Annotated in this window: 20 protein-coding genes; 6 read left to right on the forward strand and 14 right to left on the reverse strand. The window is 51.2% G+C overall.

Annotation, left to right across the window (positions count from 1 at the left end; translation table 11 throughout):
- Nucleotides 1-91: 91 nt before the first annotated feature.
- The 6 genes from atpH to FH871_RS02580 all read right to left on the reverse strand — a co-directional run bounded on the left by atpH (nucleotide 92) and on the right by FH871_RS02580 (nucleotide 3,405).
- Complete coding sequence (gene atpH / locus FH871_RS02555; protein ID WP_138989758.1) at nucleotides 92-628, reverse strand: ATP synthase F1 subunit delta; 537 nt, start codon at nucleotides 626-628, stop codon at nucleotides 92-94.
- 111 nt (nucleotides 629-739) lie between these two features.
- Nucleotides 740-1,234, reverse strand: coding sequence for a F0F1 ATP synthase subunit B (gene atpF / locus FH871_RS02560; protein ID WP_138989759.1), 495 nt, complete (start codon nucleotides 1,232-1,234; stop codon nucleotides 740-742).
- Between the two features lie 156 nt (nucleotides 1,235-1,390).
- Nucleotides 1,391-1,648: an ATP synthase F0 subunit C gene (atpE, locus tag FH871_RS02565; RefSeq protein ID WP_114404108.1), complete on the reverse strand. Its 258-nt coding sequence runs from the start codon at nucleotides 1,646-1,648 to the stop codon at nucleotides 1,391-1,393.
- 48 nt (nucleotides 1,649-1,696) lie between these two features.
- Complete coding sequence (gene atpB, locus FH871_RS02570) at nucleotides 1,697-2,767, reverse strand: F0F1 ATP synthase subunit A (protein ID WP_114404109.1); 1,071 nt, start codon at nucleotides 2,765-2,767, stop codon at nucleotides 1,697-1,699.
- 19 nt (nucleotides 2,768-2,786) lie between these two features.
- A complete protein-coding gene (locus tag FH871_RS02575; RefSeq protein ID WP_138989760.1) occupies nucleotides 2,787-3,149 on the reverse strand; it encodes a hypothetical protein in 363 nt (120 codons plus the stop codon).
- 1 nt (nucleotide 3,150) lies between these two features.
- Nucleotides 3,151-3,405, reverse strand: a complete 255-nt coding sequence (locus tag FH871_RS02580) for an AtpZ/AtpI family protein (protein ID WP_138989761.1) — start codon at nucleotides 3,403-3,405, stop codon at nucleotides 3,151-3,153.
- A 156-nt stretch (nucleotides 3,406-3,561) separates the two neighbouring features.
- Here FH871_RS02580 and FH871_RS02585 point away from each other — a divergent pair, with 156 nt between their 5' ends.
- From FH871_RS02585 to uvrC, 4 genes are all read left to right on the forward strand, one after another.
- A complete protein-coding gene (locus FH871_RS02585) occupies nucleotides 3,562-5,775 on the forward strand; it encodes a tetratricopeptide repeat protein (protein WP_138989762.1) in 2,214 nt (737 codons plus the stop codon).
- 76 nt (nucleotides 5,776-5,851) lie between these two features.
- On the forward strand, nucleotides 5,852-8,203 hold the full coding sequence (locus tag FH871_RS02590; RefSeq protein ID WP_138989763.1) for a penicillin-binding protein 1A: 2,352 nt from the start codon (nucleotides 5,852-5,854) through the stop codon (nucleotides 8,201-8,203).
- Nucleotides 8,204-8,301: 98 nt separating this feature from the next.
- Nucleotides 8,302-9,429, forward strand: a complete 1,128-nt coding sequence (locus FH871_RS02595; RefSeq protein WP_138989764.1) for a glycerate kinase — start codon at nucleotides 8,302-8,304, stop codon at nucleotides 9,427-9,429.
- 78 nt (nucleotides 9,430-9,507) lie between these two features.
- Nucleotides 9,508-11,319: an excinuclease ABC subunit UvrC gene (gene uvrC, locus FH871_RS02600; protein WP_138989765.1), complete on the forward strand. Its 1,812-nt coding sequence runs from the start codon at nucleotides 9,508-9,510 to the stop codon at nucleotides 11,317-11,319.
- Nucleotides 11,320-11,428: 109 nt separating this feature from the next.
- On the opposite strand, the gene gldN is transcribed toward uvrC, so the two are convergent.
- The 8 genes from gldN to sucD form a co-directional block, all read right to left on the reverse strand.
- A complete protein-coding gene (gldN, locus tag FH871_RS02605) occupies nucleotides 11,429-12,487 on the reverse strand; it encodes a gliding motility protein GldN (RefSeq protein WP_138989766.1) in 1,059 nt (352 codons plus the stop codon).
- A gap of 62 nt (nucleotides 12,488-12,549) precedes the next feature.
- Nucleotides 12,550-14,145, reverse strand: coding sequence for a gliding motility protein GldM (gene gldM / locus FH871_RS02610; protein WP_138989767.1), 1,596 nt, complete (start codon nucleotides 14,143-14,145; stop codon nucleotides 12,550-12,552).
- 116 nt (nucleotides 14,146-14,261) lie between these two features.
- Nucleotides 14,262-15,089 carry a gliding motility protein GldL gene (gene gldL, locus FH871_RS02615; protein WP_114404118.1) on the reverse strand — a complete coding sequence of 276 codons (828 nt, stop codon included), beginning with the start codon at nucleotides 15,087-15,089 and terminating at the stop codon, nucleotides 14,262-14,264.
- Nucleotides 15,090-15,176: 87 nt separating this feature from the next.
- Nucleotides 15,177-16,256: an SUMF1/EgtB/PvdO family nonheme iron enzyme gene (locus tag FH871_RS02620; protein ID WP_138989768.1), complete on the reverse strand. Its 1,080-nt coding sequence runs from the start codon at nucleotides 16,254-16,256 to the stop codon at nucleotides 15,177-15,179.
- A gap of 266 nt (nucleotides 16,257-16,522) precedes the next feature.
- A complete protein-coding gene (locus tag FH871_RS02625; protein WP_138989769.1) occupies nucleotides 16,523-17,491 on the reverse strand; it encodes a type IX secretion system membrane protein PorP/SprF in 969 nt (322 codons plus the stop codon).
- 243 nt (nucleotides 17,492-17,734) lie between these two features.
- Nucleotides 17,735-18,520, reverse strand: coding sequence for a uroporphyrinogen-III synthase (locus FH871_RS02630; protein ID WP_138989770.1), 786 nt, complete (start codon nucleotides 18,518-18,520; stop codon nucleotides 17,735-17,737).
- Nucleotides 18,521-18,559: 39 nt separating this feature from the next.
- Nucleotides 18,560-19,720 (reverse strand): DUF4271 domain-containing protein, encoded by a 1,161-nt coding sequence (locus FH871_RS02635; RefSeq protein ID WP_229316978.1) that lies wholly within the window; start codon nucleotides 19,718-19,720, stop codon nucleotides 18,560-18,562.
- 94 nt (nucleotides 19,721-19,814) lie between these two features.
- A complete protein-coding gene (gene sucD / locus FH871_RS02640) occupies nucleotides 19,815-20,693 on the reverse strand; it encodes a succinate--CoA ligase subunit alpha (protein WP_138989771.1) in 879 nt (292 codons plus the stop codon).
- Nucleotides 20,694-20,893: 200 nt separating this feature from the next.
- Here sucD and FH871_RS02645 point away from each other — a divergent pair, with 200 nt between their 5' ends.
- Both FH871_RS02645 and FH871_RS02650 read left to right on the forward strand, forming a co-directional pair.
- Entirely contained in the window at nucleotides 20,894-21,505 is a 612-nt protein-coding gene (locus FH871_RS02645; RefSeq protein WP_138989772.1) for a hypothetical protein, read from the forward strand.
- A gap of 60 nt (nucleotides 21,506-21,565) precedes the next feature.
- Nucleotides 21,566-23,401 (forward strand): DNA polymerase III subunit gamma/tau, encoded by a 1,836-nt coding sequence (locus tag FH871_RS02650; protein WP_138989773.1) that lies wholly within the window; start codon nucleotides 21,566-21,568, stop codon nucleotides 23,399-23,401.
- Nucleotides 23,402-23,545 lie beyond the last annotated feature (144 nt).

Below are 23,545 nucleotides of genomic sequence, written 5' to 3' on the forward strand. Positions count from 1 at the left end.
AGAGTAAAGAAGTGAGACGTGAGATGAAAGACTTAACCTATCAGTTGGCATTTGTCTTTTTCTCTTGTCTATTCTCTTTTGTCTTAAAAAATCAATTCAGAAAACTCAACCGCAGTTCAGCCAATTGGTTGCGGATGGAGGCATCGATCTGGCGGTCGCCAATGCGGAGAATATACCCCCCGATCAGCTTTGGATCAATGGTTTCTTCGAGTTCGATTTGCTTTCCGGTTGCTTTGGCAACGACATCGATAAACTGCTTCCGAATTTCTTCAGTCAGCGGTATCGTCGTTGTCACCTGAATCTTCTGGATGCCTTTCAGTTCATTATACTGCCGGACGAATTCGGTAGCGATGCTATCCATAATTCCTTCCCGGTTTTTCTTCGAAATGATGTTGAAGATCGTAAACGATAGAGGATCGACACGGCTTTCAAAAATCGCCCGCAAAACGTTTAGTTTCTTCTCATGACGCAAAATCGGGCTTTTCAGGGCCAGCATCAGGTCGCGGTTTTTACGAACCACGTCGCTGAAAAACAACATATCTTTGTACACCTCTTCGACCTTCTGCTTCTCTTTCGCGAGGTCGATCAGCGATTTAGCGTATCGGAATGCTACTGTAGACTCTGCCATCTTAGGAGTTAAGAATTAAGAGTTAAGAATTAAGAGTTAAGGCAAAGCCCGGTCAAGTTAAGAGAAAGCGAGCGTCAGCCAACTCTTCACTCTTCACTCTTCACGCTTAACTTAATTTAATCGTGCTTCGGCAACCAGACTTTTAACCAGTTCTTCCTGTGATTTTTTATCGCTCAATTCCTTTTTCAGAATTTTTTCGGCGATGTCCAGCGACAACGTAATCACTTCACGCTTTACCTCGGCGACCATCGCCTGACGTTCGGTCTGCAATTCTTCGCGGGCTTTCAGAATGATGCGATTGCCTTCTTCCGTTGCCTTATCGCGTGATTCAGCAATGACGCGGTCGGCGGTTTCTTTGGCTCCCCGCAGAATGGCATCCCGTTCGGCGCGGGCTTCGGCCAGCAGCTTCTGGTTGTCGGCCTGCAGTTTTGCCATTTCGATCCGGGTTTTTTCGGCCATATCCAAGGCTTTCTGAATATCGTCTTCCCGTTCTTTCAGGCTTTCCGTAATCGGTGCCCAGGCAAATTTTGATAGAATGAAGTACAGCAGTCCAAAAACGACCACCATCCAGAATAACAACCCAATATCGGGAATGAGCAGATCCATTGACGTACGAAATTAGGATATATAATTACGTTGAATTTCTTTTTAGGTTGGAAATCAGCCCGTCGGCTGACTAATTCATACCGACGGGCTTTTTCCAGTTTTGTGAGTCGTATGCCAACGCCTAATGCAATCAGCGACCCGGATGCGGTTTCCTGGTTAGCCCAGTGAGATCAGCAGACAGATAACGGCTGCGAACAGAGCCACGGCCTCGATCAAGGCTGCGATGATCAACATCGCGGTCTGAATCCGACCAGCAGCTTCCGGTTGGCGGGCGATCCCTTCCATCGCCGAACCACCAATACGGCCAATACCCAGACCTGCACCGATAGCGGCCAGACCTGCGCCAATGGCGGCACCCATTACTGCGAAGCTACCCGTAGCTTCCAGAAGAATAGAGAGCAACATTGCAAACATGCTCGATAAATTGATTTATGGTTAAACAAAAAAATACAAACTAAAAACTCAATGTCCGTGATCGGCCTCGTGGCTGTCTTCAATCGCGCTACCGATATACATCGACGTGAGCAGGGTAAAAATGAACGCTTGCAGGAACGCAACCAGCAATTCGATCAGGTTCATGAAGAGCGAGAAAACGATAATCAGCGGGCTAACCCCCCAGCCCATCCCGGAACCGCCCAGGTCATTGGCAATAAAAATCAACCCTAACAAGCTCAGAATGATGATGTGACCCGCCGTGATGTTGGCAAACAACCGCACCATCAGGGAGAACGGTTTCATGAAAACACCCACGATCTCGACCGGAATCATGATTGGCAGCAGCGCCACCGGCACGCCGGTCGGCTTGAAAAGGTGAGCCCAGTAATGCTTGTTTCCGCTCAGGTTGACAATCAGGAAGGTAATCACCGCCAGCGTCATCGTGATGGCGATGTTGCCAGTCAGGTTGGCGCCACCCGGTAGCAGGCCGAGCAGGTTGTTGAACAGAATAAAGAAAAACAGCGTCAGCAGAAAGGGCAGGTATTTGGCGTATTTCGGACCGATGTTCGGTTTGGCAATCTCGTCGCGAACGAACAGAATAACCGGTTCCAGAAACGACTGCAAACCTTTGGGAGCCTTGCCCCGGTTTTTCTCATAGCCTTTCCGAACGGAGAAAAATACAAGTAAAAGCAGGGCCGCACTCAACAAAAGGGAAGCTACGTTTTTCGTGATGGAAAAATCGTAAACTTTAATCGTCTTGTCGGCCTCGCCGTTGGCACCGGCGCGGTAAATTTTATTGTGCTCTTTTACGTAGCCATTGTAATTGGCTTCATGCGCGAAATGAGACGACGAAAACACGTCCAGACCCTTGTCCTGCGTATACAGAATAACCGGCAAAGGCAGCGTCAACCCATGCGCAAATTCCCAACCGTGGTCGTCTTTAATGTGGTGCATGATCATGTCGCCCACATTAAATTTTTTCTTCTCCCCGGTTGCGCCGTGGTCGTGATGCTCGTCATGCTGTGCCGTAACGGCAGCCAACGTGCTCAAAAACAATACAATACTTAAAAATGCTTTACGAATCAGGAAACGAGACATATGAAGTAAATGGTATATATCACAAACCGCGTCGCAAGTTACGACTCAAAATGTAGATTTCAAAGGCTGTGTAAAATATATATAGTGCAAGAAAGTCCAGGATGAACAGTTTCACGCCATCGACACCCCGCCACAAAAAGAACCCGACAAAAACAAGGCATAGAATCATCCGGGCAACGATGGTCGCCATGTAAAACGGGATGAATTTTTCACGATTATTCTGAAAACCAACCTCCATCAACCGGTGAATCAGAAACGAAATGCTCAGAAAAAAAATCAGCATGAACTTCCAGTACGGATGTAACCAGCGTTCGGCTCCGTACTGTTCGGCTACAAAAAATACAATTGCAAGCAGGGCCGTAGCCCCAAGACTTGGGAGCATATCAGGGTTGTTTGGGTAAACTGCGGATAAAGAGGTACAGAGACGAACCAATGGCAACCAGCGACAGCACCAGCGTCCAGATGGGTTTCTGGTTGCCCTGCCACTCGTCCAGTTTGATGCCGCCCCAAACGCCCAGACCAATCGTGGCCAGCATTTGAAAACCGATCGCAGAGTACTGCACGAACGAGCTGGTCTTGCGGGTGACCTTCCGGAACGGCTTTTCCGGATCGTCGGAATGGGATTTATCGGGGTCCATGCGTCAGGTCTTCGGATTTGGTGTTAGTTATTTCGTATTTTTGTAGGCGTGGCACACTTTTCGATACGGATTTTGCGTCGACGTCGTTAGTCAATAGTGTTGGTTCTGCGAAGGTAGAAAGCCTTCCGTCGGTTACCAAGTATCTCACCATTTTCCATGCAAGGCGGGTTTTTCAACCGATATTCCATTTGCCCTTCTGTAGCTGACGGGTTCCGGCTTTCTCTGCTGTGGGTTGTCCTGGCGGTTTGGATCAGTGGCTGTTCGCAATACAGCCAGAAAAAGCTTCCGGTGGCCTATCACAACCTGAACGCCCGCTACAATGCGTACCTCATCGCGCGCGAGCGAATTCGGGAAGTCGACCGTTACAGACAGAAAACCTACCAGGAAAATTACAACCAGCCGCTCCCTATTCTGCTGCCGCTCGATTCCACCAAACTGGAACCCGTGAAAGCGCAACTGGACGACGCCATCAAGAAAGCATCGCTGGTGGCCGAACGTCACCAGAACAGCAAGTGGCTGGATAACAGTTATATCTTGTTGGGAACCGCCCGCCTGTATCGCCAGGATTACGGCAATGCGATGGAGGTGTTCAAATACGTGAATACGAAAGGCGAAAGCGAGGACGAAAAACACGAAGCGTTGATTCTACTGATGCGGACTTACGTCGAAATCGCGGATTATGCAAACGGGTTGAATGTGGCAGAATACCTTCGCGTTCAGCCGCTTAACAAAATCAACACGCGGGATTATTATCTAACGAAAGCCTATCTGCACCAGAAAAAACAGGAATATGCGGTGTCGGCGGCATTGCTGGATGCCACCTTCCCCTTCCTGAAAAAGGGCGAAACCACAGCCCGGTTGCACCTCATTGCGGGTCAGCTCTATGATTTAACCGGCAAATCAGACAAAGCCGTTGCGCACTATCGCTCGGTGTTACAAAACCGCCCTACTTACGAGCAGTCGTTTTATGCCACGATTTATTCGATTCAGGGTGGGCGGACCAGCAGCGAACGGTTCAGCCGGATGCTGAACGACCGGAAAAATATCGACCTGAAAGATAAGATTTATTACACGATGGGTTTGCTGGAAGCCCGGAACGAACGGTATCCGAAAGCCATCGAATACTGGAAAAAATCCATCAAGGAAACGACGACGAACACCCTCCAGATTCCGTATACCTACCAGGAAATGGGGAAACTGTACTTCGAAAAATTGCTGGATTTCCCCACCGCCAAGGCTTATTACGACAGTGCGCTGGCGCTGCTGCCCCAGCAATCGGCCGACTACAAACTGCTGGCCGGTCGAAAAGTGTTTCTCGACGAATTTGTTGCCCAGCAGCGAACCATTCTGACGGAAGATAGTCTGCAAAAGCTGGCGCAGATGAACCCGGCGGCTCTGGACCGTCATCTGGACGAAGCCATCGACCGCAAACTGAAACAGCAGCAGGCTTTACTCAAGCAGGCGCAGCAAATAGCCGCTCAGGCGTCGAATCGCCCTGCCACCTCGTCCGACATTCCGGCCGACCAGCGGTGGCTTCTGTACAATCCCATCATGATTACGCAGGGGAAAACCGAGTTCACACAGAAATGGGGAAACCGGCAACTGGAAGACAACTGGCGCCGGAGCCAGAAAGAATCGACGGCACAACTGGCCACGATTGACTCGGCACCCCAAACCGGTACGGCCCTGAATGCGACGGGGCCCGACGGGTCTGCTCCGGCTACCCTGACGGCCGAAGAACGGAAAGCGCAAAAAGATGCGCTGTATGCGACCATACCGTTCAGCCCGGAAGCTCTGGCCCAATCGAACCAGCGGCTCGAAAACGCGTATTACCGATTGGGGAAATTGTATAAATTTCAGTTCAATCAGCCGGACAAAGCCATTCCGACCTTCGAAACCCTATTGACCCGTTATCCGAACACTTCCGTGAAACCGGAAGTTTATTATCTGCTGATGGTTTCGAACGACCAGTTGAACCGGACTTCGGCCTGGAAAGACAAACTGCTGACCGAATTTCCGACGTCCTCGTATGCCCGTCAGGTCGGAAAAACCGGCGCAAATGGCGCCCCTACGGCGACCGGCGAAACCGAGGCCCAGCGCGTTTACACGGAAATCTACGGACTGTATAAGGCCAACAATCTGAGTGAAGCCCTCAGCCGGGCCGAAACCGCCATGGGGGTGTTGACCGGCAGTTTGATTGAAGATAAAATGGCCGTTTTGCGCGTCATTCTGATTGGCAAGGTGCGCGGTGTAGAGCCTTACCGCCAGGCGCTGATCGAGTTCATCCGCGATTATCCAACCAGTCCTTTACTTCCGAAAGTGCGAGAAATGCAGGTAGCCGCCGAGCAGCAGACGGCCAAGCGAAAGTGACGTTTTTGGTTAAAATGTGTACATTTGACAAAAGCGGAAGTGTATCCCAGTATCAAGTTTAATCCCTGATTCCCCTATGTTTGAGTTACAACCGGGTTTGTACCGACGCCTGATTGCAAGACTCTGGAAATTGACCCTGGCCGGCGTTGTCCTGCTTATTCTGTATATCGTTGCGGTTAGTTTCAATTTTCTGTGGTTGTTTGGCGGAATGCCCAGTCTGAAAGCACTCGAAAACCCGCAGAGTTACCTGGCTTCGGAAATTTATACCGAAGATGGGGTTCTGCTCAGTAAATATTACCTCGAAAACCGGACGCCCATTGAGATTTCCCAGGTTTCGCCCAACGTCATTTCGGCGCTTCTGGCGACGGAAGATGCGCGGTTTGTGAAACATTCCGGAATCGACGCCCGCAGTATTTTCCGGGCGGTCAATGGCGTTTTGACGGGCCGGAGCAGTTCGGGCGGGGGCAGTACGCTCACCCAGCAGGTGGCCAAAAACCTGTTTGAAACCCGGACTGAAAAATTCCGGGGCGTCTTCGGCAGCATTCCCTACGTGCGCGTCATCATCGACAAAACCAAGGAGTGGATTTTGGCCGTGCGGCTCGAACGCAACTATACCAAACAGGAAATCCTGATGATGTACCTGAACACAGTATCGTTCGGGAACAACACGTTTGGGATTAAAACAGCGGCCAAAACGTATTTTAACAAAGAACCCTGGCAACTGAACGTCGAGGAAGCAGCCATGCTGGTCGGAATGCTCCAGAATCCGTCGCGGTTCAACCCCCGGCTGTATGAAGACCGTTCGCTCTTACGGCGAAACGTCGTGCTGTTTCAGATGCGGAAATACGGTTTTCTGTCCGACGACCAGTTTGCACTCTACAAACAGAAACCGATCAAGCTCGATTTCAACATCGAAAACCAAAATACCGGGCGGGCGGCTTATTTCCGTTCCGTCATCAAAAGCGACATTCAGAAGTGGCTGGATGAATACAACGAAGCCCACCCGGACGACGAACTGGATTTGGAAACCAGCGGCCTGAAAATCCGGACCACCATCGACTCCCGCTTGCAGAAAGCCGCCGAAGAATCCGTTTACGAACACATGCGCGAACAGCAGCGGAAGTTCTACGAACACTGGCGGGGCCGAAATCCCTGGACCCAGAAAATCGGCGGCAAATACCGCGAAATTCCGGGTTTCATCGAGCAGGTTGCCAAACGAACGCCCCGGTATATTGCACTGAAACGCGAATACGGTGATGATGAAAAAGCGATCTGGGCCGAAATGCGGAAACCGGTGAAGATGAAAGTGTTCGTATATGGCGGTCGGCGGAACGAAAAAGACACCGTGATGAGTCCGCTGGATTCGATCAAATATTACAAGCGGTTTCTAAACGTCGGTTTCATGTCGATGGACCCGCGCAACGGCCACGTGAAAGCCTGGGTGGGCGGGATCAACTTCAAATATTTCAAATTCGACCACGTCAAGCAGGCCAAACGGCAGCCGGGTTCGACCTTCAAGCCATTTGTTTACCTGACGGCCATCGACAAAAACTTTCTGACGCCCTGCGACCGCGTAACCGATCAGCCCGTCCGGTTTGAACCGCAGGAGGACAACAACGGCCCTCGAGCGTGGGTACCACACAATTCAAACGGCAAGTGGAGTTATCAGCAACTGTCGTTGCGGCAGGCGCTGGGTCGTTCGGTGAACTCGGTCAGCGCCTACCTGATCAAGCAGGCAAAATCGGCGTCGGTGGTCGAGTATGCCCACAAACTCGGTATCGAAAGCAAACTGACCGAAAACCCAACCCTGTGCCTGGGAACGAGCGACGTGTCGGTTTATGAAATGGTGGCGGCCTATTGCACCTTCGCCAATGCCGGTTATCGGGTGAAACCACTGACGGTTCTGGAGATCCGCGATAAAAACGGCAATCTGCTGAAAAGCTTTTTTGCCGAGAATAAACTGGTCATCAATGCCAATACGGCCTACCAGATGCTTTATCTGATGCGCGGTGCGGTGGAAGACGCCGATGGAACCTCACAACGGCTTCGGACCCAGTATAAACTGCTGGAAGGCGGCAACGAAATTGCGGCCAAAACCGGTACAACTTCCAGCTACTCCGATGGCTGGTTCATGGGCATGACGCAGAATCTGGTGTCGGGCCTGTGGGTGGGTGGCGACGATCGCAGCATTCACTTTCGCGACATGGCGTTGGGACAGGGTGCGCGGGTAGCCATGCCGGCCTGGGGTATGTACATGCAGAAGGTCTACGCCGACCCCACGTTGCGACGTTCCTACCCCAAGGTGCCGTTCCGAAAACCGGATGGTTTCAACCTGTCGCTGGATTGTGGCGGTTATTCCATCGACTCCAGCCAGCGGTACATTGCGCCCAAAGTCGTTGAGTCGGAAGAGGAAGAAATTCTGAATTAATGCGTGAGACAAAAGAGGTGAGATGAAAGACAAGAGACTACGCTCAATCCTCTTTTATTTCAGTCTCTTGTCTCACCTCTAGCCTCTTTTGTCTAGTCATGAAAATCCTGCTGGCCCCTGATAAATTCAAAGGTTCACTGACGGCTCGGCAAGTATGTGATGCCATGACGGAAGGCATTCGGCTCGCTCATCCCGGTGCCGAAATCGTGGCGTTGCCGATGGCCGACGGCGGAGAAGGAACCGCCGAAGTGCTGACACAGGCCACCAACGGGCAATGGATTACGATCCCGGCTCTTGATCCGCTCGACCGACCCATTCAGGCTTCTTACGGTATTTCCTCCGACCAGCAGACGGCTTTCATTGAAATGTCGCAGGCTTCGGGCTTGCGGTTGCTCCATCGAAATGAACTCAATCCACTGAAAGCAAGCACGTTCGGCACCGGCCAGCTCATTCAGGATGCCATCAGCCGGGGTGTTACGCACCTGGTGCTGGGCATCGGCGGTAGTGCGACCAACGACGCCGGCATCGGTATGGCTGCCGCTCTGGGGTGGCAGTTTCTGGATGATCGGGGCGAACCCGTTGCGCCCTGCGGTGGGAATCTGGAGCACATTGCCCAGCTAATTCCGCCGGTTTCGCCCTTGAATCTTTCCGTTGAAGTCGCCTGTGACGTAACCAATCCCCTGTTTGGCCCCAATGGGGCGGCTTATGTCTACGGACCCCAAAAAGGCGCTTCGGCTGACGATGTGGAGAAACTCGATCAGGGATTGCGGCACCTGGCACGCCGGATTCAGAGCCAGTTTGGCGTCGATTTAGCCGACCTACCGGGGGCCGGGGCCGCGGGCGGACTGGGTGCCGGTGCATTGTTTTTTCTGCGTGCTACGCTGAAAGAGGGTGTAAAAGTGGTCATGGAACAAACCCGCTTCGCGGAAAATCTGCCGGGTACGGATCTGGTGCTGACGGGCGAAGGCAAGATTGACAACCAGACTTTGCAGGGTAAACTCATCAACGGCATTGCGCAGGAAGCCAAAAAGTTCGCCGTGCCGACCGTTGCCCTTTGCGGAACGCTGGAAGCCGAACCGCAGGATTTGGTGGCCCTCGGTTTAACAGCCGCCTTCTCCGTTTTGACTCATCCCCAGTCGCTCGACGAAGCATTATCCGGTGCCTACGACGCCGTCAGACAGACAACTTTTAATGTTCTTCGTTTGTTAAATAGGAACACGGATTAAACGGATCAGACAGATTAAAACTGATTCTATCCGTGAAAATCCGTTTAATCCGTTACATCCGCGTTCCCATCCCAAAAAATGGCTGAATTCGATTATAAACCAGAACTGGCGAAGGTTCCGCACGAACCGGGCGTATACCGGTATTTTGACGCATCAGGAGAAGTAATTTATGTCGGCAAAGCCAAGGATCTGAAAAACCGGGTCAGCAGCTATTTTGCCAAATCGAACCAACACGACCGGAAGACCCTCAGACTGGTCAGCCAGATTCGCAAGATTGAATTCACCATTGTCCATACGGAATTCGACGCGCTGTTGCTGGAAAACCAGTTGATCAAGCGGTTCCAGCCCCGCTACAACATTCTGCTGCGCGATGATAAAACGTATCCGTTCATCTGCGTGACCAACGAGCGTTTCCCGCGTGTGATCACCACGCGTCGCATCGACCGGAAGATGGGGACGTTTTACGGCCCTTATGCGCAACTCCGGCCCATGTATACCCTGCTGGAGATGTTCAGCCAGTTGTTTACGCTCCGCACGTGTAATCTCAATCTGACACCGGAAAACATTGAAGCCAAAAAATTCAAGGTGTGTCTGGAATACCACATCGGGAATTGCAAAGGCCCCTGCGAAGGGCTCGTCAGCGAGGCCGACTACCTCAAAGACATCGACCAAATCCATTCCATTTTGAAGGGGAATGTGGCACCGGCCCAACAGTATTTCAAAGAACGCATGTTGGAATCAGCCAATCAACTGGCGTTCGAGCAGGCCCAGCAGTACAAGGAAAAACTGAACGTTCTGCAAAATTTCCAGAGCAAATCGACGGTGGTCAACCCCAAGATTTCGGATGCGGATGTGTATACCATTGCCTCGGATGAGTCGGCAGCTTACATCAATTTCATGAAGGTGGTGAACGGGACCATCACGCAGACGAATACGGTGGAGGTCAAAAAGAAACTGGACGAATCCGATCTGGACCTGCTGACCATGTTGATTATTGAGTTTCGAACGCAATACGGCAGCGAGGCTAAGGAGATTATCACCAACATTCCGCTGGAGGCCGATCTGAAAGCCGAAATTACGGTGCCGCAGATTGGGGATAAGAAGAAGTTGCTCGACATGTCGATGAAAAACGTACTGTATTTCCGACGCGAACGGGCCGAGCGTGCAGCCGCCGAAGCCACCGGAAATGCCAGCAAAAAAGACCGGGTGCTGATTCGGCTGAAGCAGGATTTGCAGCTCAAAACTTTACCCAACCGCATTGAATGTTTCGATAACTCCAACATTCAGGGAACCAACCCGGTTTCGGCGATGGTTTGCTTTATCGACGGAAAACCGTCACCCAAGAACTACCGCCATTTTTCGATCAAAACCGTTGTTGGCCCCAACGACTTTGCGTCGATGCACGAGGTCGTTTCCCGGCGGTATATCCGTGTGCTGGACGAACAAAGCGGTCTGCCCGACCTGATTGTAATTGACGGTGGTAAAGGCCAGTTGAGTGCGGCCTGTGAAGCCCTGAAGGAGTTGAATCTGTATGGTCAGGTACCGATCATCGGCATTGCCAAGCGATTGGAAGAGATTTACTTTCCGGAAGATAGTCTCCCGCTGTATATCGATAAAAAATCCGAGTCGTTGAAGCTGATCCAGCGCATCCGCGACGAAGCACACCGGTTTGCCATCACCTACCACCGCGACAAACGCAGCCGAAACAGCCTGATCAGTGAACTGGAAAACATCGAAGGCATTGGCAAAAAAACGGCGGCTAAACTCCTGAAGTATTTCAAAGGCGTGAAAAAGATCCGGGAAGCGCCAATCGATGACATTGTTACTGTCGTCGGAGCCGATAAAGCACAGAAAGTCAAGCAATACTTCGAGACGATCGATCAGGTGTGATCAGAAGGCAGGAGAGATAAGACGAGAGATTAAAGACGGAAAACGGACTTTTATACGTAACAAAAAAGGGGAGCCGAAGCTCCCCTTTTTTGTTATAACTGGAATGGGATTAATATTCCCACAAACCGTGTTCCTGTTCCATCAACTGCTGTTCGAGTTGGTACGATTTCATCAGGCCTTCCCGTTCGCTACCGTACTGACCGATCAGGTCACGGTCTTTGGGGTTCGACACTTTGTAGATCCGTCCGTAGAACAACCGCAGGTCGAAGGCATCAGCCAGGTTCTTGTGCTGGGCCTGATTCTGTGAGTTATACCAGATAAATTTCTTCGGATCACTGCGGAACAGTTTGTCCAAATCTTTGTATTTAAAATAGGCCACCTGCGTTTCCAGACCCGATGGACTTTTATCGGCCGGAATCACAATACCGACGGTTTGAATGTCATAATACAAGCGGGAGCGTTTGCGATCGAAAACCCAGTCTTCCTTGATATCCAGAACACTATATTCGTCACTCAGCCGTTCAATGCCTGTAAACGGATTCGCCTTTGCCATCGCGCTTGAATCCACTTTTGGCACTTCCGGGACTACCGGTGCGGGTTTTACAGGCTTTTTGCCTTTGGTATTTTTAGCCGTTGTTTTTTTCTTGGGAGCGGGTGTTCCCCAGCCGTCATCTACCGGTTTTGCCTTCGCGGTTTGCGGTGCGGGTGTCCCCCAGCCATCATCTGCTGGCTTTTTAGCTGCCGCATTTTTATCCTTAGCGGCATCACCCCAGCCATCGTTCGTCTTGTCTTCATTGCCAAAACCGGCGGCTCTTTCTTCAGCCGTCAGGGTAGCACCCTGCTCGGGTGCGGCCAGTTTTTCGGCGAATTTTTCTACCGGCATCGGCGTATTGACGGAATCATTGGGATAGGCAACCAGAACACCGGCTTTCACGGCATCAATCAGGTACTTGGTAATCTGATTGTTCTTGGAAAACATGGCCTGATTCTGCTTCTCGTTCAGATCGACACGACGCCATAATGTTTTTTTCATCATGACATCATTCTCGTTGATCTCCCGAACCGACAATGGATTGGTTTTCGTATTGTCTCTTTCCTGCGCCTGTGCCACCCCTCCTGCCATTACTGCCAATACAGCAGCTACTGCTACGCTTCCCGCCTGTTTCATGACCTTGTGCTTTTTGCGTTTATTCTTCACAATAACGAACTGATTGTCAGCTATCGTACTGACTAATTCAAATTAATTTGATATACCTTCTGAATGACGGGGACATCACTGATTTCTCCCCGGAAGTTCCGGCGTTCGACACCTTCAACTTCGATGACATACCGCATCCCTGGTTGGGCATCAGCCGCCAAGGCTCCAACCGACCCCCCGTTTGGCCCTAACGAAACCGGAGCCCCAATGGGACGACCGCCCTGCGCCAAACGAACTGTGAAGCCTTTTACCCGGAAATTGGCATCGTCCGGCATAAAGTTTTTAAAGCTTTCATCCGGAATCGCCCGAACCTGAATACTCCGTACACTGGATACCGGCATCCCCCGGCGCTCGTCGATTTCGGCCCCACCGGCATATACCCGTAAGGTCGGGCGAGGCACCCGGTTCACCTTGAACTGATTGGTTCCCAACAGGCTACCGCCGTTGTTGACGTTCAGGCTCACCTGAGCTGAACTTGGAATAACCGTAATTTTACCCCGCTCACTGCTGGTTAAAACCGCTGCGCCGTTGGCCGTAAACGTTGGGTTCCACAAGGCACCCAACTGCGGGCTCTGAATGCTCAATTTGTTGGCGCAACCCAGATACAGCGGAGGCATGGATGCGGTTTCGATTTCGTAAGACGGTTTGGCGACAAAGTATTCCTGATTGAAGTTAACGGTTTTCATGCCGTCCGGTGCCTGGTAGCTGATAGACCCAATCAGGTTACGTTTGGCCAGCCCGCTTTTATCGTAAGTGCCGCCCTGCGCCGTAAATTCAATTTTACCAACACCATCTTCCACCCGAACCGCACCGCCATTCAGGCTCATACGGGGAGAAATTCCGCTTGACGAAGCCGCCAGGAACATTTCACCCTTGAACTTGGTACCGGCTACCACCACTTTTGATTCCATACTGACCCGGGCCAGAATCTTGTCAAATTTGATGTCCTGCGCTCCTACTTTGCTCGCCAGGTAATCCAGGATTTCGCCTTCCATCCGCCGGATGTCCGACTGACGCTGACTCAACACGGCCAAAGCTGCCGGAACCGGCGTTTGTTCAAAGTTCAGTTCGGCAAAATCCTTGTTGCGTTGTTCTTTGGAACGACTAGCGATTGGATCGTCTTTGGCATCAGCCGCCAGTGCCGTGAATTTAGCATTGGGGTTATACTTCTGAAGTTGCTGGGTGAACTGGTTCAGTTTTTCTTTCAGTTCATAGGCTTTCCCGTTTTTGCGGCCACCCACCATGATAATCCCAACCTTGTCTTCTTCGTTCGGGTTTTTCAGCCGACCTTCTTCATCGAGTCCGCCACCCGCTTCTGTGATCAACTGCTGTTTCACAGTTTCCAGTTCGTCCACAATTTTGGAGGTCATGGTCCGAACTTCTTCCGCCTGTTTAACGACAGCCACATCGGCGGCCCGGTTTCCTGATTTATCAACGGTGGCCTTGATATTGTCTAACGTGGATTGGTTGATGCGGTTTGCAGAACCCGTCGACGTTTCCAGACTGCTATTCAATAAGATAAATTTCTCCAGTAAAGCCGAACTGACTTGTAAGGCCAGCATCGCGGTCAATACCAGATACATCATCCCGATCATTTTCTGACGGGGTGTTTCTTTTGCGCCTGCCATTAGTTTATGGTAGAGTAACTTGTAATGTAGATAAAAAAGTGTCGCTTAAAGTCTATAGTTGGTATTTAACGACTTACAATCGTAGCGTTAAATACCAACTCCGTTACTTTCAACGATTATTTGGCACCATTTCCGCGCATGGCCGTCAACATACTGCCGTATACGTTGTTGAGTGACGACAGGTTGTTGGTCAATTTTGACATTTCGCTTTTGAACTGCTGCGTGTCACGGCTGGCTTCCGACATGTTTTCCATCGCGCTGGTCAGATTGCCATAAAACGCATTCATGGCTTTCAGGTGCTTGTTGGTATCCTGTAATTCCAGTTCATACACGGCGTTCAGAGCGCCCATGCTCTGGGTGATTTTCTGGAATTGCGTACGGTATTCTTTGGCATCCTGCGTTGCATCAGCCATCGCGTTCATCGAAGTGACCGCAACACCGTACGATTTGTTCATTTCATTGATAGAGCTAGCCGCCTGACGAACATTCTGGGTGTATTCGTTGGTGGCAATGGTGGCATCCGAAACATCACGCATTTTACCAACTGTATCGGTAAAGCTGCGCAAACCTGTGCCCAGTTTTTCGAAAATCTCCGGCGACACTTTCGCATCTGCCAGCATCTTATCCATATTGGCGGTCAAACCGTTGCTTTGCAAAGCCGGGCGACGTTGGGGCAATTCACCATCGTAATCGTCGGACAGTTCCGGATAGACCCGCTCCCAATCCGGCTCTTTCTGCGTTTTTTGAGCAAAGGTTTGAAAAGCAAACAAGACGAAAATTGCTACTTCGGTCAGCAGACCAATGGTCAAGATGGTGCCTCCACCTTCCCAGTGCTGAATTTTACCCAGTGCGCCGAGAATAACGACGGCAGCACCCAGACTATACATTGTCGGAAGGATTTTGTCAAAGAAAACACTCGAACCGTTACCGTTCTTTTTAGCCATGATTAAAGCAAAAATTAAATGGGTATTATGTGTTGTGTATAGTATTTAATAGGGGTTGAGTCTATTCCATTCCGAAAACGAACCGGATTAACGGCGGGCGCCCCGGGAAGCGGTCCGTCCCTGCAGGTTGTCCATCACACACCGGAAGCCAATGTACGACCGTTTGTTGTTTTCGAGTTCGTAATACCGTGTTCCTGTTTCCAGGTAATACGCGATATCTTTCCAGGAACCACCCCGCACCACTTTCCGGGGCTCGTCGGCGTTCTGGTTATCGGGGTTCATATCCCAAACGATGGCCGATGCATTTTCGGCGTAGGCATCGCGGGTCCACTCGGCTACGTTACCGGCCATGTTGTAGAGGCCGTAATCGTTCGGATTGTAGGCATTGGCCGGAGCGGTGTATGGATAACCGTCGGCGTCGAAATTCCCGCGTTGCGGTTTGAAGTTGGCCAGATAACACCCTTTTCCGTTGGCGACATACGGGCCACCCCAGGGATACTTAGCGGAGTTGTGACCACCGCGGGCCGCCCATTCCCATTCTGCTTCGGAAGGCAGACGATACCGGGGAGAAACAAACTGGCCTTCTTTCGTGCGGTAATCGTTGTACAGGTTCGTGCGCCAGGTGCAGAAATACTGGGCTGCCTGCCAGCTTACCCCAACCACCGGATAGGTGTCGAATGCCGGGTGTGAAAAATAATACTCCAGCATGGGGTCCCCGTTGTGATACGTAAAGTCGTTTTTCCAAACGGTCGTATCCGGGTAGAATTTCGTCATGATTTCTTCTTCACCCAGCACCGAAACCGAATCGGTCAGCAAGGCATTGACGAACTGACGGTATTCGTGGTTGGTAATTTCCGTGTCATCCATATAGAATGAACTGATCGTTACCCGCCGGTTCATGTTCGTCTGGGTTGCGGCTAAATCTTCATCGGCCTGTCCCATCATAAACGAACCCGACGGAACCAGCACCATACCATAAGGAGTGGTTTGTTTCCAGCCTTTTCGTCCATTGGCAGTGACTTCTCCATTGACAATGCCGACATCTTCGCCCTTGCCTTTTCCACCACCAAATTTGGATTTGATAAACCCGCAACCCTGCATCAGCAGAATCGTTGCCACCACCATCACCCCTCGGGCTGCGTTGCCGGTAAACCACTTGTTACTCATAGTTGTAGGGTACGTTAAAATCTGTTTCGCGTGCAAACCAGTCTTAGAACGAAAATAAAGCATTTTATTGTATACGTACATTTGAATTGATTAAATGCATCTATTATTCAAAAAAAGTACAAACTAACCTGCGATCAGTTCTATCACGTAGCCTACTAATTTTCTCAAAATTATCACTTTGGCCTTTAACAGCCTAACAATAATTACGCCAATCGTAGAAATGGCAATAGAGCAATGAAAAGAGGGCAGTTTGTGTAGTTGTTCTCTCAATAGCGGAATCGGGGCGTTCTGATGATCGGTTTACGGCCTGAGCGGGGTTCGGGAAGCGAATAAGACAGTAAGATTTCGTGCGATGTCGGGCTTTTCGCATTGCGGTTGCTCACCACAAAATCGAACGCATACCCGAAGCGCAGGGCATTATTCCGGAGTAAACTAAGCCCGGCGGTTGCGGTGAACGCATCGCCCTGGCGGTACCCCAAACCGACCCAGTGTCGCTTGTCGTACATGGCCAACGCACTGACTTCAATCGACGAATACGTTGCGTTGGTGTTGAATTTGTAGATGGCCGACGGCATGATGTCGATGAGTTCATTCCAGGCATACCGATACCCCGCCGTCAGGTACGCCGTTCGGTAAAGCGGATTGAGCCCCGTATCGTTGCCTAATTTAAAATCAGGCTGGGTCAGGTGTTTCATGCTGGCACCAATATAATAGGTGTCGGCATTGTAATAAACTCCCGCGCCCAGATCCGGCTGCGTCTGGTTGACGCGTCCGTTCTGAATCAGCGGATCGCCGGGATCGTTGGGCCGAAACCGATCATAATTGATCGACCGGTTGTGAATACCGCCCTCTGCCCCAAACGAAAGCATTCCTTTTTTCAGGGGCACCCGAAAAGCATACGCGACCTGGACCTTCTGAAATCCCTGCGGACCAAATGTTTCGTTCACCGCGTTTAAACCGATCCCTCCCCGGATTTTATTCAGGGGCATATTGAACGAAAACAACTGGGTGCTGGGGGCTCCTCCTTCGTCAAAAGTACCCTGATAACCCAGGTACTGCGTCCGGTGTACCAACTGAAACCGGGTTACCCCTTCCGAACCGACTGCGGCTGGATTGTAGTAGACCGGATTGAACATATACAAGCTAAACTGCGGATCCTGATCCTGAGCCTGAACGCCCAAAGCCATCATGAAACAGGCCAAACCAAGCAGGACAACGTAAAACTTACGATTCATATACTATCAGAACAATCACCAGACTAATTTCAGAAAGCGGCCGAACGGATCAACCGCCCGTTTAGCCGTCAGACCTGCTTAAGCGCATGTTACCTATTAAACGGAGATTTTCCAAAAATATTGGTATAAAAAAAGAGACTCCATTAAACTCCGATTGCGCGGCCTGAATGACCTGCCGGATTCAAAAAAATCACGGTCTTCGTTCATTCGGACAGCGCAATCGCTTTGCAGAATCGTTGCCATCTACTGGCTGTTGGCCTTCTTCATATACAGTTCCAGAGCACCCGCCATCGACGGGGCATTGGGCAGGGGAGCTTCAATGTCCAGAATAAAACCGGCCTCGGTAACGGCCCGCGCCGTGGTGGGGCCAAAAGCCGCCATCCGGATGCCATTTTGGGTAAAATCGGGGAAATTATGCAGCAGCGAATTGACGCCGGACGGGCTGAAAAACGCAATGATATCGAACGAATGAATGTCCAGATCCGAAAGGTCGGCCGGGACGGTTTCGTACATCACGGCTTCGGCCAGGTGCAAACCGCTGGTGTCCATAAAATCCGGAATATCGTTGCCCCGGATGTTGGAACACGGAAACAGAAACTTCTCATTCTTGTGTTTCCGGATCAGGTCAAACAGATCGGCCGCGGTTTTATTGCCGGTAAAAATCTTCCGTTTCCGAATCACGATGTACTTCTGCAGGTAATTGGCGGTTTGCTCCGTCACGCAGAAATACTTCATATCGGCCGGCATTTCCAGTTTCGCTTCCTGACAGATTCGGAAGAAGTGATCGACGGCGTTACGGCTCGTAAAAATGATGGCCGTATGGTCGAGGATATTGATTTTCTGCTTGCGAAAGTCTTTGTAGGAAACGCCCTGAATCTGAATAAACGGACGAAAATCAATCTGCAGGTTGTATTTCCCTGCAATTTCAAAATAGGGCGAATTAGCGTCGGCAGGTCGGGCTTGGGTAACTAAAATACTGGCTACTTTGGTCAGCCTTTCCTGGTCGTACTTAGCAGAAATTTCACTCATCGAATACCTCGCGTTTTGTGTTTAAAGCTTGCCCACTGGCTACAGTGCGAACCGTACCCCAATGGTTAGCGGGATCAATTCAACGATGCAAAGGTACGAAAATAAATACAGATTTTTGATAACTGCTTTGTTTGCAATGACAACATATAGCAGGGCCAGCCGGATGACGTAAAAGCCGACAAACGGAACAATCAGCCAGAGGCTGGGCCAGGTGCTGGTGGCTGCGGTGTTGGCAGCAATGGTAGCGACACAGATGGTACCGCCGGTGAAAAAAATCAGGGAAGATTGCATGACCTTGAAGAAGTGCAAATTCACTACCTCCTCCAGCCGGTATAACCCCCCAATGGTCACGATAAAAAGATATTTTGCCAGCAACAGAAAAAAAGCCAGAAAGCTCAACTCAAAAAACGTAAGGGTCAGATCCAACAGTCCCTGCCCCCGCAGCAGCAAGGCGCGCGACAGAAAGAGATCGATGTTTTTGCTCTGAATAATCAGGTATAAATACGCCGTGATGAACCCCAGATTCATCAAAAAAAGTAGATTCGTTCGGCTCAGCGGACGGTTGACCAGAAACAATTCATCCCGAACTGTTACCGACAGCAAATCAGCCAGATTGAAAAACCGGAGGAAAGCGCGGTGATGAAAGTTGAATAAATACGCATTGACTGCCACAATGAACAGCAGGCAAAGCGTAAAAAAATTGGTGTACATCGACAGCCGACGGGGCAGAATACTGAGCCGGGTGTCGGTTACCACCACGTCTTTCTGGGTGGCCGATTTCTGGTGGCCAATAAACACCAGCTTGTCCTCGACACCGGGGCTCCCGTGGAGCGTCAGAAACAGTTCCGGTTTGCGGTAGGCGCGGTATAAACTGTCCAGATTCAGCACCAGCCAGTCATTGGCCACCAGTTTGTGTTTGAGCGCTGCGTCGATGAAGAGATAGCCATCCTGGCGGGTCGAAATCAGCAGACTGTACCGGCGGTTGCTTTCAATATCCAGAAAAAAACTAACGGATGAAACCAGGGCGTGCTGTTCGTCGATGAAAGGCACATAGGATTTGTAAGACTGGTCATAGACCAACCAGTCGTTGCGGAAGTCATGGACGGGAAAAAACTGTTGATTCGGCCCGACTCCCTGTGCAATACTTCCCAACGCCCACAGAGCTAGGGCCAGGGTGGACAAAATAAAACGAATCCGCACAAAAAAAGAATGATGAATGATGAATGATGAACGATGACGGGGCCGCTGGCGCGGTTGGCTAATGCATTCATAATTCATCATTCATCATTCCCTTTTAGTTCTTCCCGATGGCTTTCAACATCGTTTCACCAATCAGGGCTGGTGATTCGACGACGTGAATACCGCATTCAGACATAATACGCATTTTGGCGGCTGCCGTGTCGTCCGCCCCACCGATGATGGCGCCTGCGTGGCCCATCCGGCGGCCTTTCGGGGCAGTTTGCCCGGCAATGAAGCCAACAACCGGTTTGCGGTTTCCGTCGGCTTTGATCCAGCGTGCGGCTTCAGCTTCCATGCCTCCGCCAATTTCGCCGATCATCACGATGCCTTCGGTTTCGGGGTCGTTCATCAGCAGTTCGACGGCTTCTTTGGTCGTTGTACCAATGATGGGATCACCACCGATTCCGATGGCCGTAGTCTGACCAAGCCCTACTTTTGAAAGCTGGTCAACGGCTTCGTAGGTCAGCGTACCGGATTTGGAAACAATGCCGATGGTGCCTTTTTTGAAGATAAAACCGGGCATGATGCCCACTTTACACTCCTCGGCGGTCATCACACCGGGACAGTTCGGCCCAATCAGCCGCACGTCTTTCCCGGTCAGATAGTCCTTGGCCACCATCATATCTTTCGTCGGAATTCCTTCCGTAATGCAGATAATCACCTTGATACCGGCGTCAGCGGCTTCCATGATGGCGTCAGCGGCAAAAGCCGGTGGTACAAAAATAATCGAGACATCGGCCCCGCCCTTTTCAACAGCTTCCTTCACGGTGTTGAATACAGGTCGGTCGAGATGGGTCTGTCCGCCTTTGCCCGGAGTGACTCCGCCGATGACGTTGGTACCATACTCGATCATCTGTTGAGCATGAAATGAACCTTCAGAGCCCGTAAAGCCCTGGACGATAACCTTGGAATCTTTGTTAACTAATACGCTCATGATGAATGAAAAGCTGTGCTATGCGTGTGAAGGTATAAGCCTTTGGAACCGGCGCAAAAGTAGAGGGAAATGGCTAAAGAAAAAAGTTATGAGTGAAGAGTTCTGAGTGAAGAGGTAAAACGCGTCAGCCAACTCTTCACTCATAATTCCTAACTCTTCACTCTCTTTGCCTTTTTCCCCGAAAAATTGTTATTTCCAGCATGAACCTTTCAAACATGGTGTCAGATGCCGTCCTGGCTTTCACGGGTATCTGGGTTTTTTGGCGGTATTTTATGGAATTAAGCTGGTATAACCGGATATTGTGGGGGCTCTTTCTGATTACCATTTCCGTGACGGCCCTGATCGGCGTTCTGGTGTTTGCGGGCATTCAGGGCGTGGTGCCGCTGCACCGCTCGCTGGAAACACTGGCGGCCAGCCTGGGGGTCGTGTGTGTCATCGTCGGGGTGTGGGGCCTGATTCTCAAGCAGAAAATTACGAGATCCGGTTTTTTCGTCACCGTCACGCTCGGCATCGTTTTATTTCTGCTTTTGCTGCTGAGTCCCACCATCCGAGCCTTCGAGCCGGTGATTCCGTCGATGGGCATGGTGATCGTGCTGCTGATCGCATTTCTGGGCGTCGTTCGTCGGGACCCGCGTGCCACCTGGGTGGTGCTGGCTGTGATGATTCTGGCCCTGGCAACCCGCGTGGGTCAATCAAAAAATTTGCCCATTCATCCCATCGATTTTTACCACTATACGCTTTCATTATCACTGCTTTGCTTCGGGAAATCGGTTCAAAAGACGGACGCGCGAAACCGGTCGGGAGGAAAGTAATTTTGGAGAGCGGAGTTCCAAATCCTACGGCGGACCATTTTTTTTGGCTAACTTGCCGACATGGATAACTTCGTTGTCTCGGCCCGGAAATACCGTCCGGCTACCTTCGATACCGTCGTCGGACAGGCGCATATTACGACTACACTCAAGAACGCGATTTTAACCAATCACCTGGCGCAGGCATTTCTGTTTTGCGGACCACGGGGGGTTGGAAAAACGACCTGCGCCCGGATTCTGGCCAAAACCATCAATTGCCAGAACCTCGGAAAAAGCGAAGCCGTCGAACCGTGTGACCACTGTGACTCGTGTGTGAGTTTCAATCAGAACGCTTCGTTCAACATCCATGAATTAGATGCCGCTTCCAACAACTCGGTGGAAGATATCCGGAACCTGATCGACCAGGTACGCTATCCACCCCAGTCGGGTCAGTATAAAATTTACATCATCGATGAGGTTCACATGCTGTCACAGGCCGCGTTCAACGCGTTCCTGAAAACACTGGAAGAGCCTCCCTCCTACGCCATTTTCATTCTGGCGACCACCGAAAAGCACAAAATCCTGCCCACGATTCTGTCGCGCTGCCAGCTCTTCGACTTCAACCGGATTCAGCCGCGCGACATCGCCGACCATCTGGCCAGCATCGCTCAGAAAGAAGGCATCCAGACCGAATACGAAGCCCTGGAACTCATCGCCCAAAAAGCCGACGGCGGTTTACGGGATGCGCTTTCGATGTTCGACCTGAACGTGACCTTCTCGGAAGACCGGATTCTGCGTTACAAAGAGGTGCTGGACAACCTCCACATCCTCGACTACGACTATTATTTCCGGCTAACGGACCTGCTGCTGGCGGGCAATTTGCCCCAAAGCATGTTGTTGTTCGACGAAATCCTGCGGAAAGGGTTCGATGGTCACCAGTTCATTGTCGGACTAAGCGAGCACTTCCGGAACCTGCTGGTTTGCAAGGATGTCGCAACCATTCAGTTGTTGCAGGTGACGGAAAGCATTCAGCAAAAGTACCTGCAACAGGCGGCCGAAGCGCCCCTGAGTTTTCTACTCTCGGCCCTGAGCGTCGGTGCGCAGTGCGACCTGAATTACAAGTCGGCCAAAAACCAGCGGCTGCACGTAGAAGTTTGCCTGATGAAGCTGGCGAACCTGCCGAATGTGCTGGACATCCATGCCGTACCGGTTTTAACCAACCATTCAGAACCCGGCGAAAACCGGAACCCGGAACGGGCTGAAAAAAAAAAGGACAGCTCAGCCGACAGTGACGCCTTAGCCACAAACCGGGAACCCGTCGCCCTGCCCTCCCACACCAGCGAGCCCACGAACGGCTATCATCCCCAGCCGAATGGCAACGGAACCGTCAAACCGCTCCCGGAACGGAGTCCGGTGATCGCCGGAATTCCAAAACCGGTGGGCAGTAAACTCCGGACCACCTCCAATCTGGTCTCCGTCGAACGGCCGGTGGCCACGATGGCGGATGCCGTCGCGACGGCTTTGGCCGAGGCTCCCGAAATGCCAAAGGTGGACAAACCGTTCACATTTGAGGAGTTAAAAACCGTCTGGCAAACGTACGCCCGGATGCGCGATCAGCAGGATGGTTCGCGAACGGAGCAGGTGATGCTGAACCGGGAGTTTCGCCTGGAAGGGACCATGATCCACATTGCGCTCGACAACTCCCTGCAAGCCAACCTTTTGAGCGACTTGCGTCAGGATTTGCTGACGTATCTCCGGCGGGAATTGCAAAACAGCCAGATTCAACTGACCGATACGATTGCGCTCCAGGAAACCCGAAAAATGATTTACACGCCCCAGGACAAATTCAATTACCTGGCCGAAAAAAACCCGGCCCTGCTGGAGTTGAAACGGACGCTGGGCCTGGACGTTGATTATTGAGTGAAGAATTAAGAGTTATGAATGAAGAGTTATGAATGAAGAGTGAAGACGGGGCCGCCCATGCGGTTGGCTGGCGCATTTGTCTCAGCTTGCGTCAGCCAACCGCATGGGCGGCCCCGTCTTCACTCTTCATTCATAACTCTT

Origin of the sequence: Larkinella sp. C7 (genome assembly GCF_006149005.1) — a bacterium.
GTDB lineage: Bacteria > Bacteroidota > Bacteroidia > Cytophagales > Spirosomataceae > Larkinella.

Bases quoted from the DNA above. Each gene is read 5' to 3' on its own strand.
- atpH (WP_138989758.1), bottom strand. From the start codon at position 628: ATGGCAGAGTCTACAGTAGCATTCCGATACGCTAAATCGCTGATCGAC.
- atpF (WP_138989759.1), bottom strand. From the start codon at position 1,234: ATGGATCTGCTCATTCCCGATATTGGGTTGTTATTCTGGATGGTGGTC.
- atpE (WP_114404108.1), bottom strand. From the start codon at position 1,648: ATGTTTGCAATGTTGCTCTCTATTCTTCTGGAAGCTACGGGTAGCTTC.
- atpB (WP_114404109.1), bottom strand. From the start codon at position 2,767: ATGTCTCGTTTCCTGATTCGTAAAGCATTTTTAAGTATTGTATTGTTT.
- FH871_RS02575 (WP_138989760.1), bottom strand. From the start codon at position 3,149: ATGCTCCCAAGTCTTGGGGCTACGGCCCTGCTTGCAATTGTATTTTTT.
- FH871_RS02580 (WP_138989761.1), bottom strand. From the start codon at position 3,405: ATGGACCCCGATAAATCCCATTCCGACGATCCGGAAAAGCCGTTCCGG.
- FH871_RS02585 (WP_138989762.1), top strand. From the start codon at position 3,562: ATGCAAGGCGGGTTTTTCAACCGATATTCCATTTGCCCTTCTGTAGCT.
- FH871_RS02590 (WP_138989763.1), top strand. From the start codon at position 5,852: ATGTTTGAGTTACAACCGGGTTTGTACCGACGCCTGATTGCAAGACTC.
- FH871_RS02595 (WP_138989764.1), top strand. From the start codon at position 8,302: ATGAAAATCCTGCTGGCCCCTGATAAATTCAAAGGTTCACTGACGGCT.
- uvrC (WP_138989765.1), top strand. From the start codon at position 9,508: ATGGCTGAATTCGATTATAAACCAGAACTGGCGAAGGTTCCGCACGAA.
- gldN (WP_138989766.1), bottom strand. From the start codon at position 12,487: ATGAAACAGGCGGGAAGCGTAGCAGTAGCTGCTGTATTGGCAGTAATG.
- gldM (WP_138989767.1), bottom strand. From the start codon at position 14,145: ATGGCAGGCGCAAAAGAAACACCCCGTCAGAAAATGATCGGGATGATG.
- gldL (WP_114404118.1), bottom strand. From the start codon at position 15,089: ATGGCTAAAAAGAACGGTAACGGTTCGAGTGTTTTCTTTGACAAAATC.
- FH871_RS02620 (WP_138989768.1), bottom strand. From the start codon at position 16,256: ATGAGTAACAAGTGGTTTACCGGCAACGCAGCCCGAGGGGTGATGGTG.
- FH871_RS02625 (WP_138989769.1), bottom strand. From the start codon at position 17,491: ATGAATCGTAAGTTTTACGTTGTCCTGCTTGGTTTGGCCTGTTTCATG.
- FH871_RS02630 (WP_138989770.1), bottom strand. From the start codon at position 18,520: ATGAGTGAAATTTCTGCTAAGTACGACCAGGAAAGGCTGACCAAAGTA.
- sucD (WP_138989771.1), bottom strand. From the start codon at position 20,693: ATGAGCGTATTAGTTAACAAAGATTCCAAGGTTATCGTCCAGGGCTTT.
- FH871_RS02645 (WP_138989772.1), top strand. From the start codon at position 20,894: ATGAACCTTTCAAACATGGTGTCAGATGCCGTCCTGGCTTTCACGGGT.
- FH871_RS02650 (WP_138989773.1), top strand. From the start codon at position 21,566: ATGGATAACTTCGTTGTCTCGGCCCGGAAATACCGTCCGGCTACCTTC.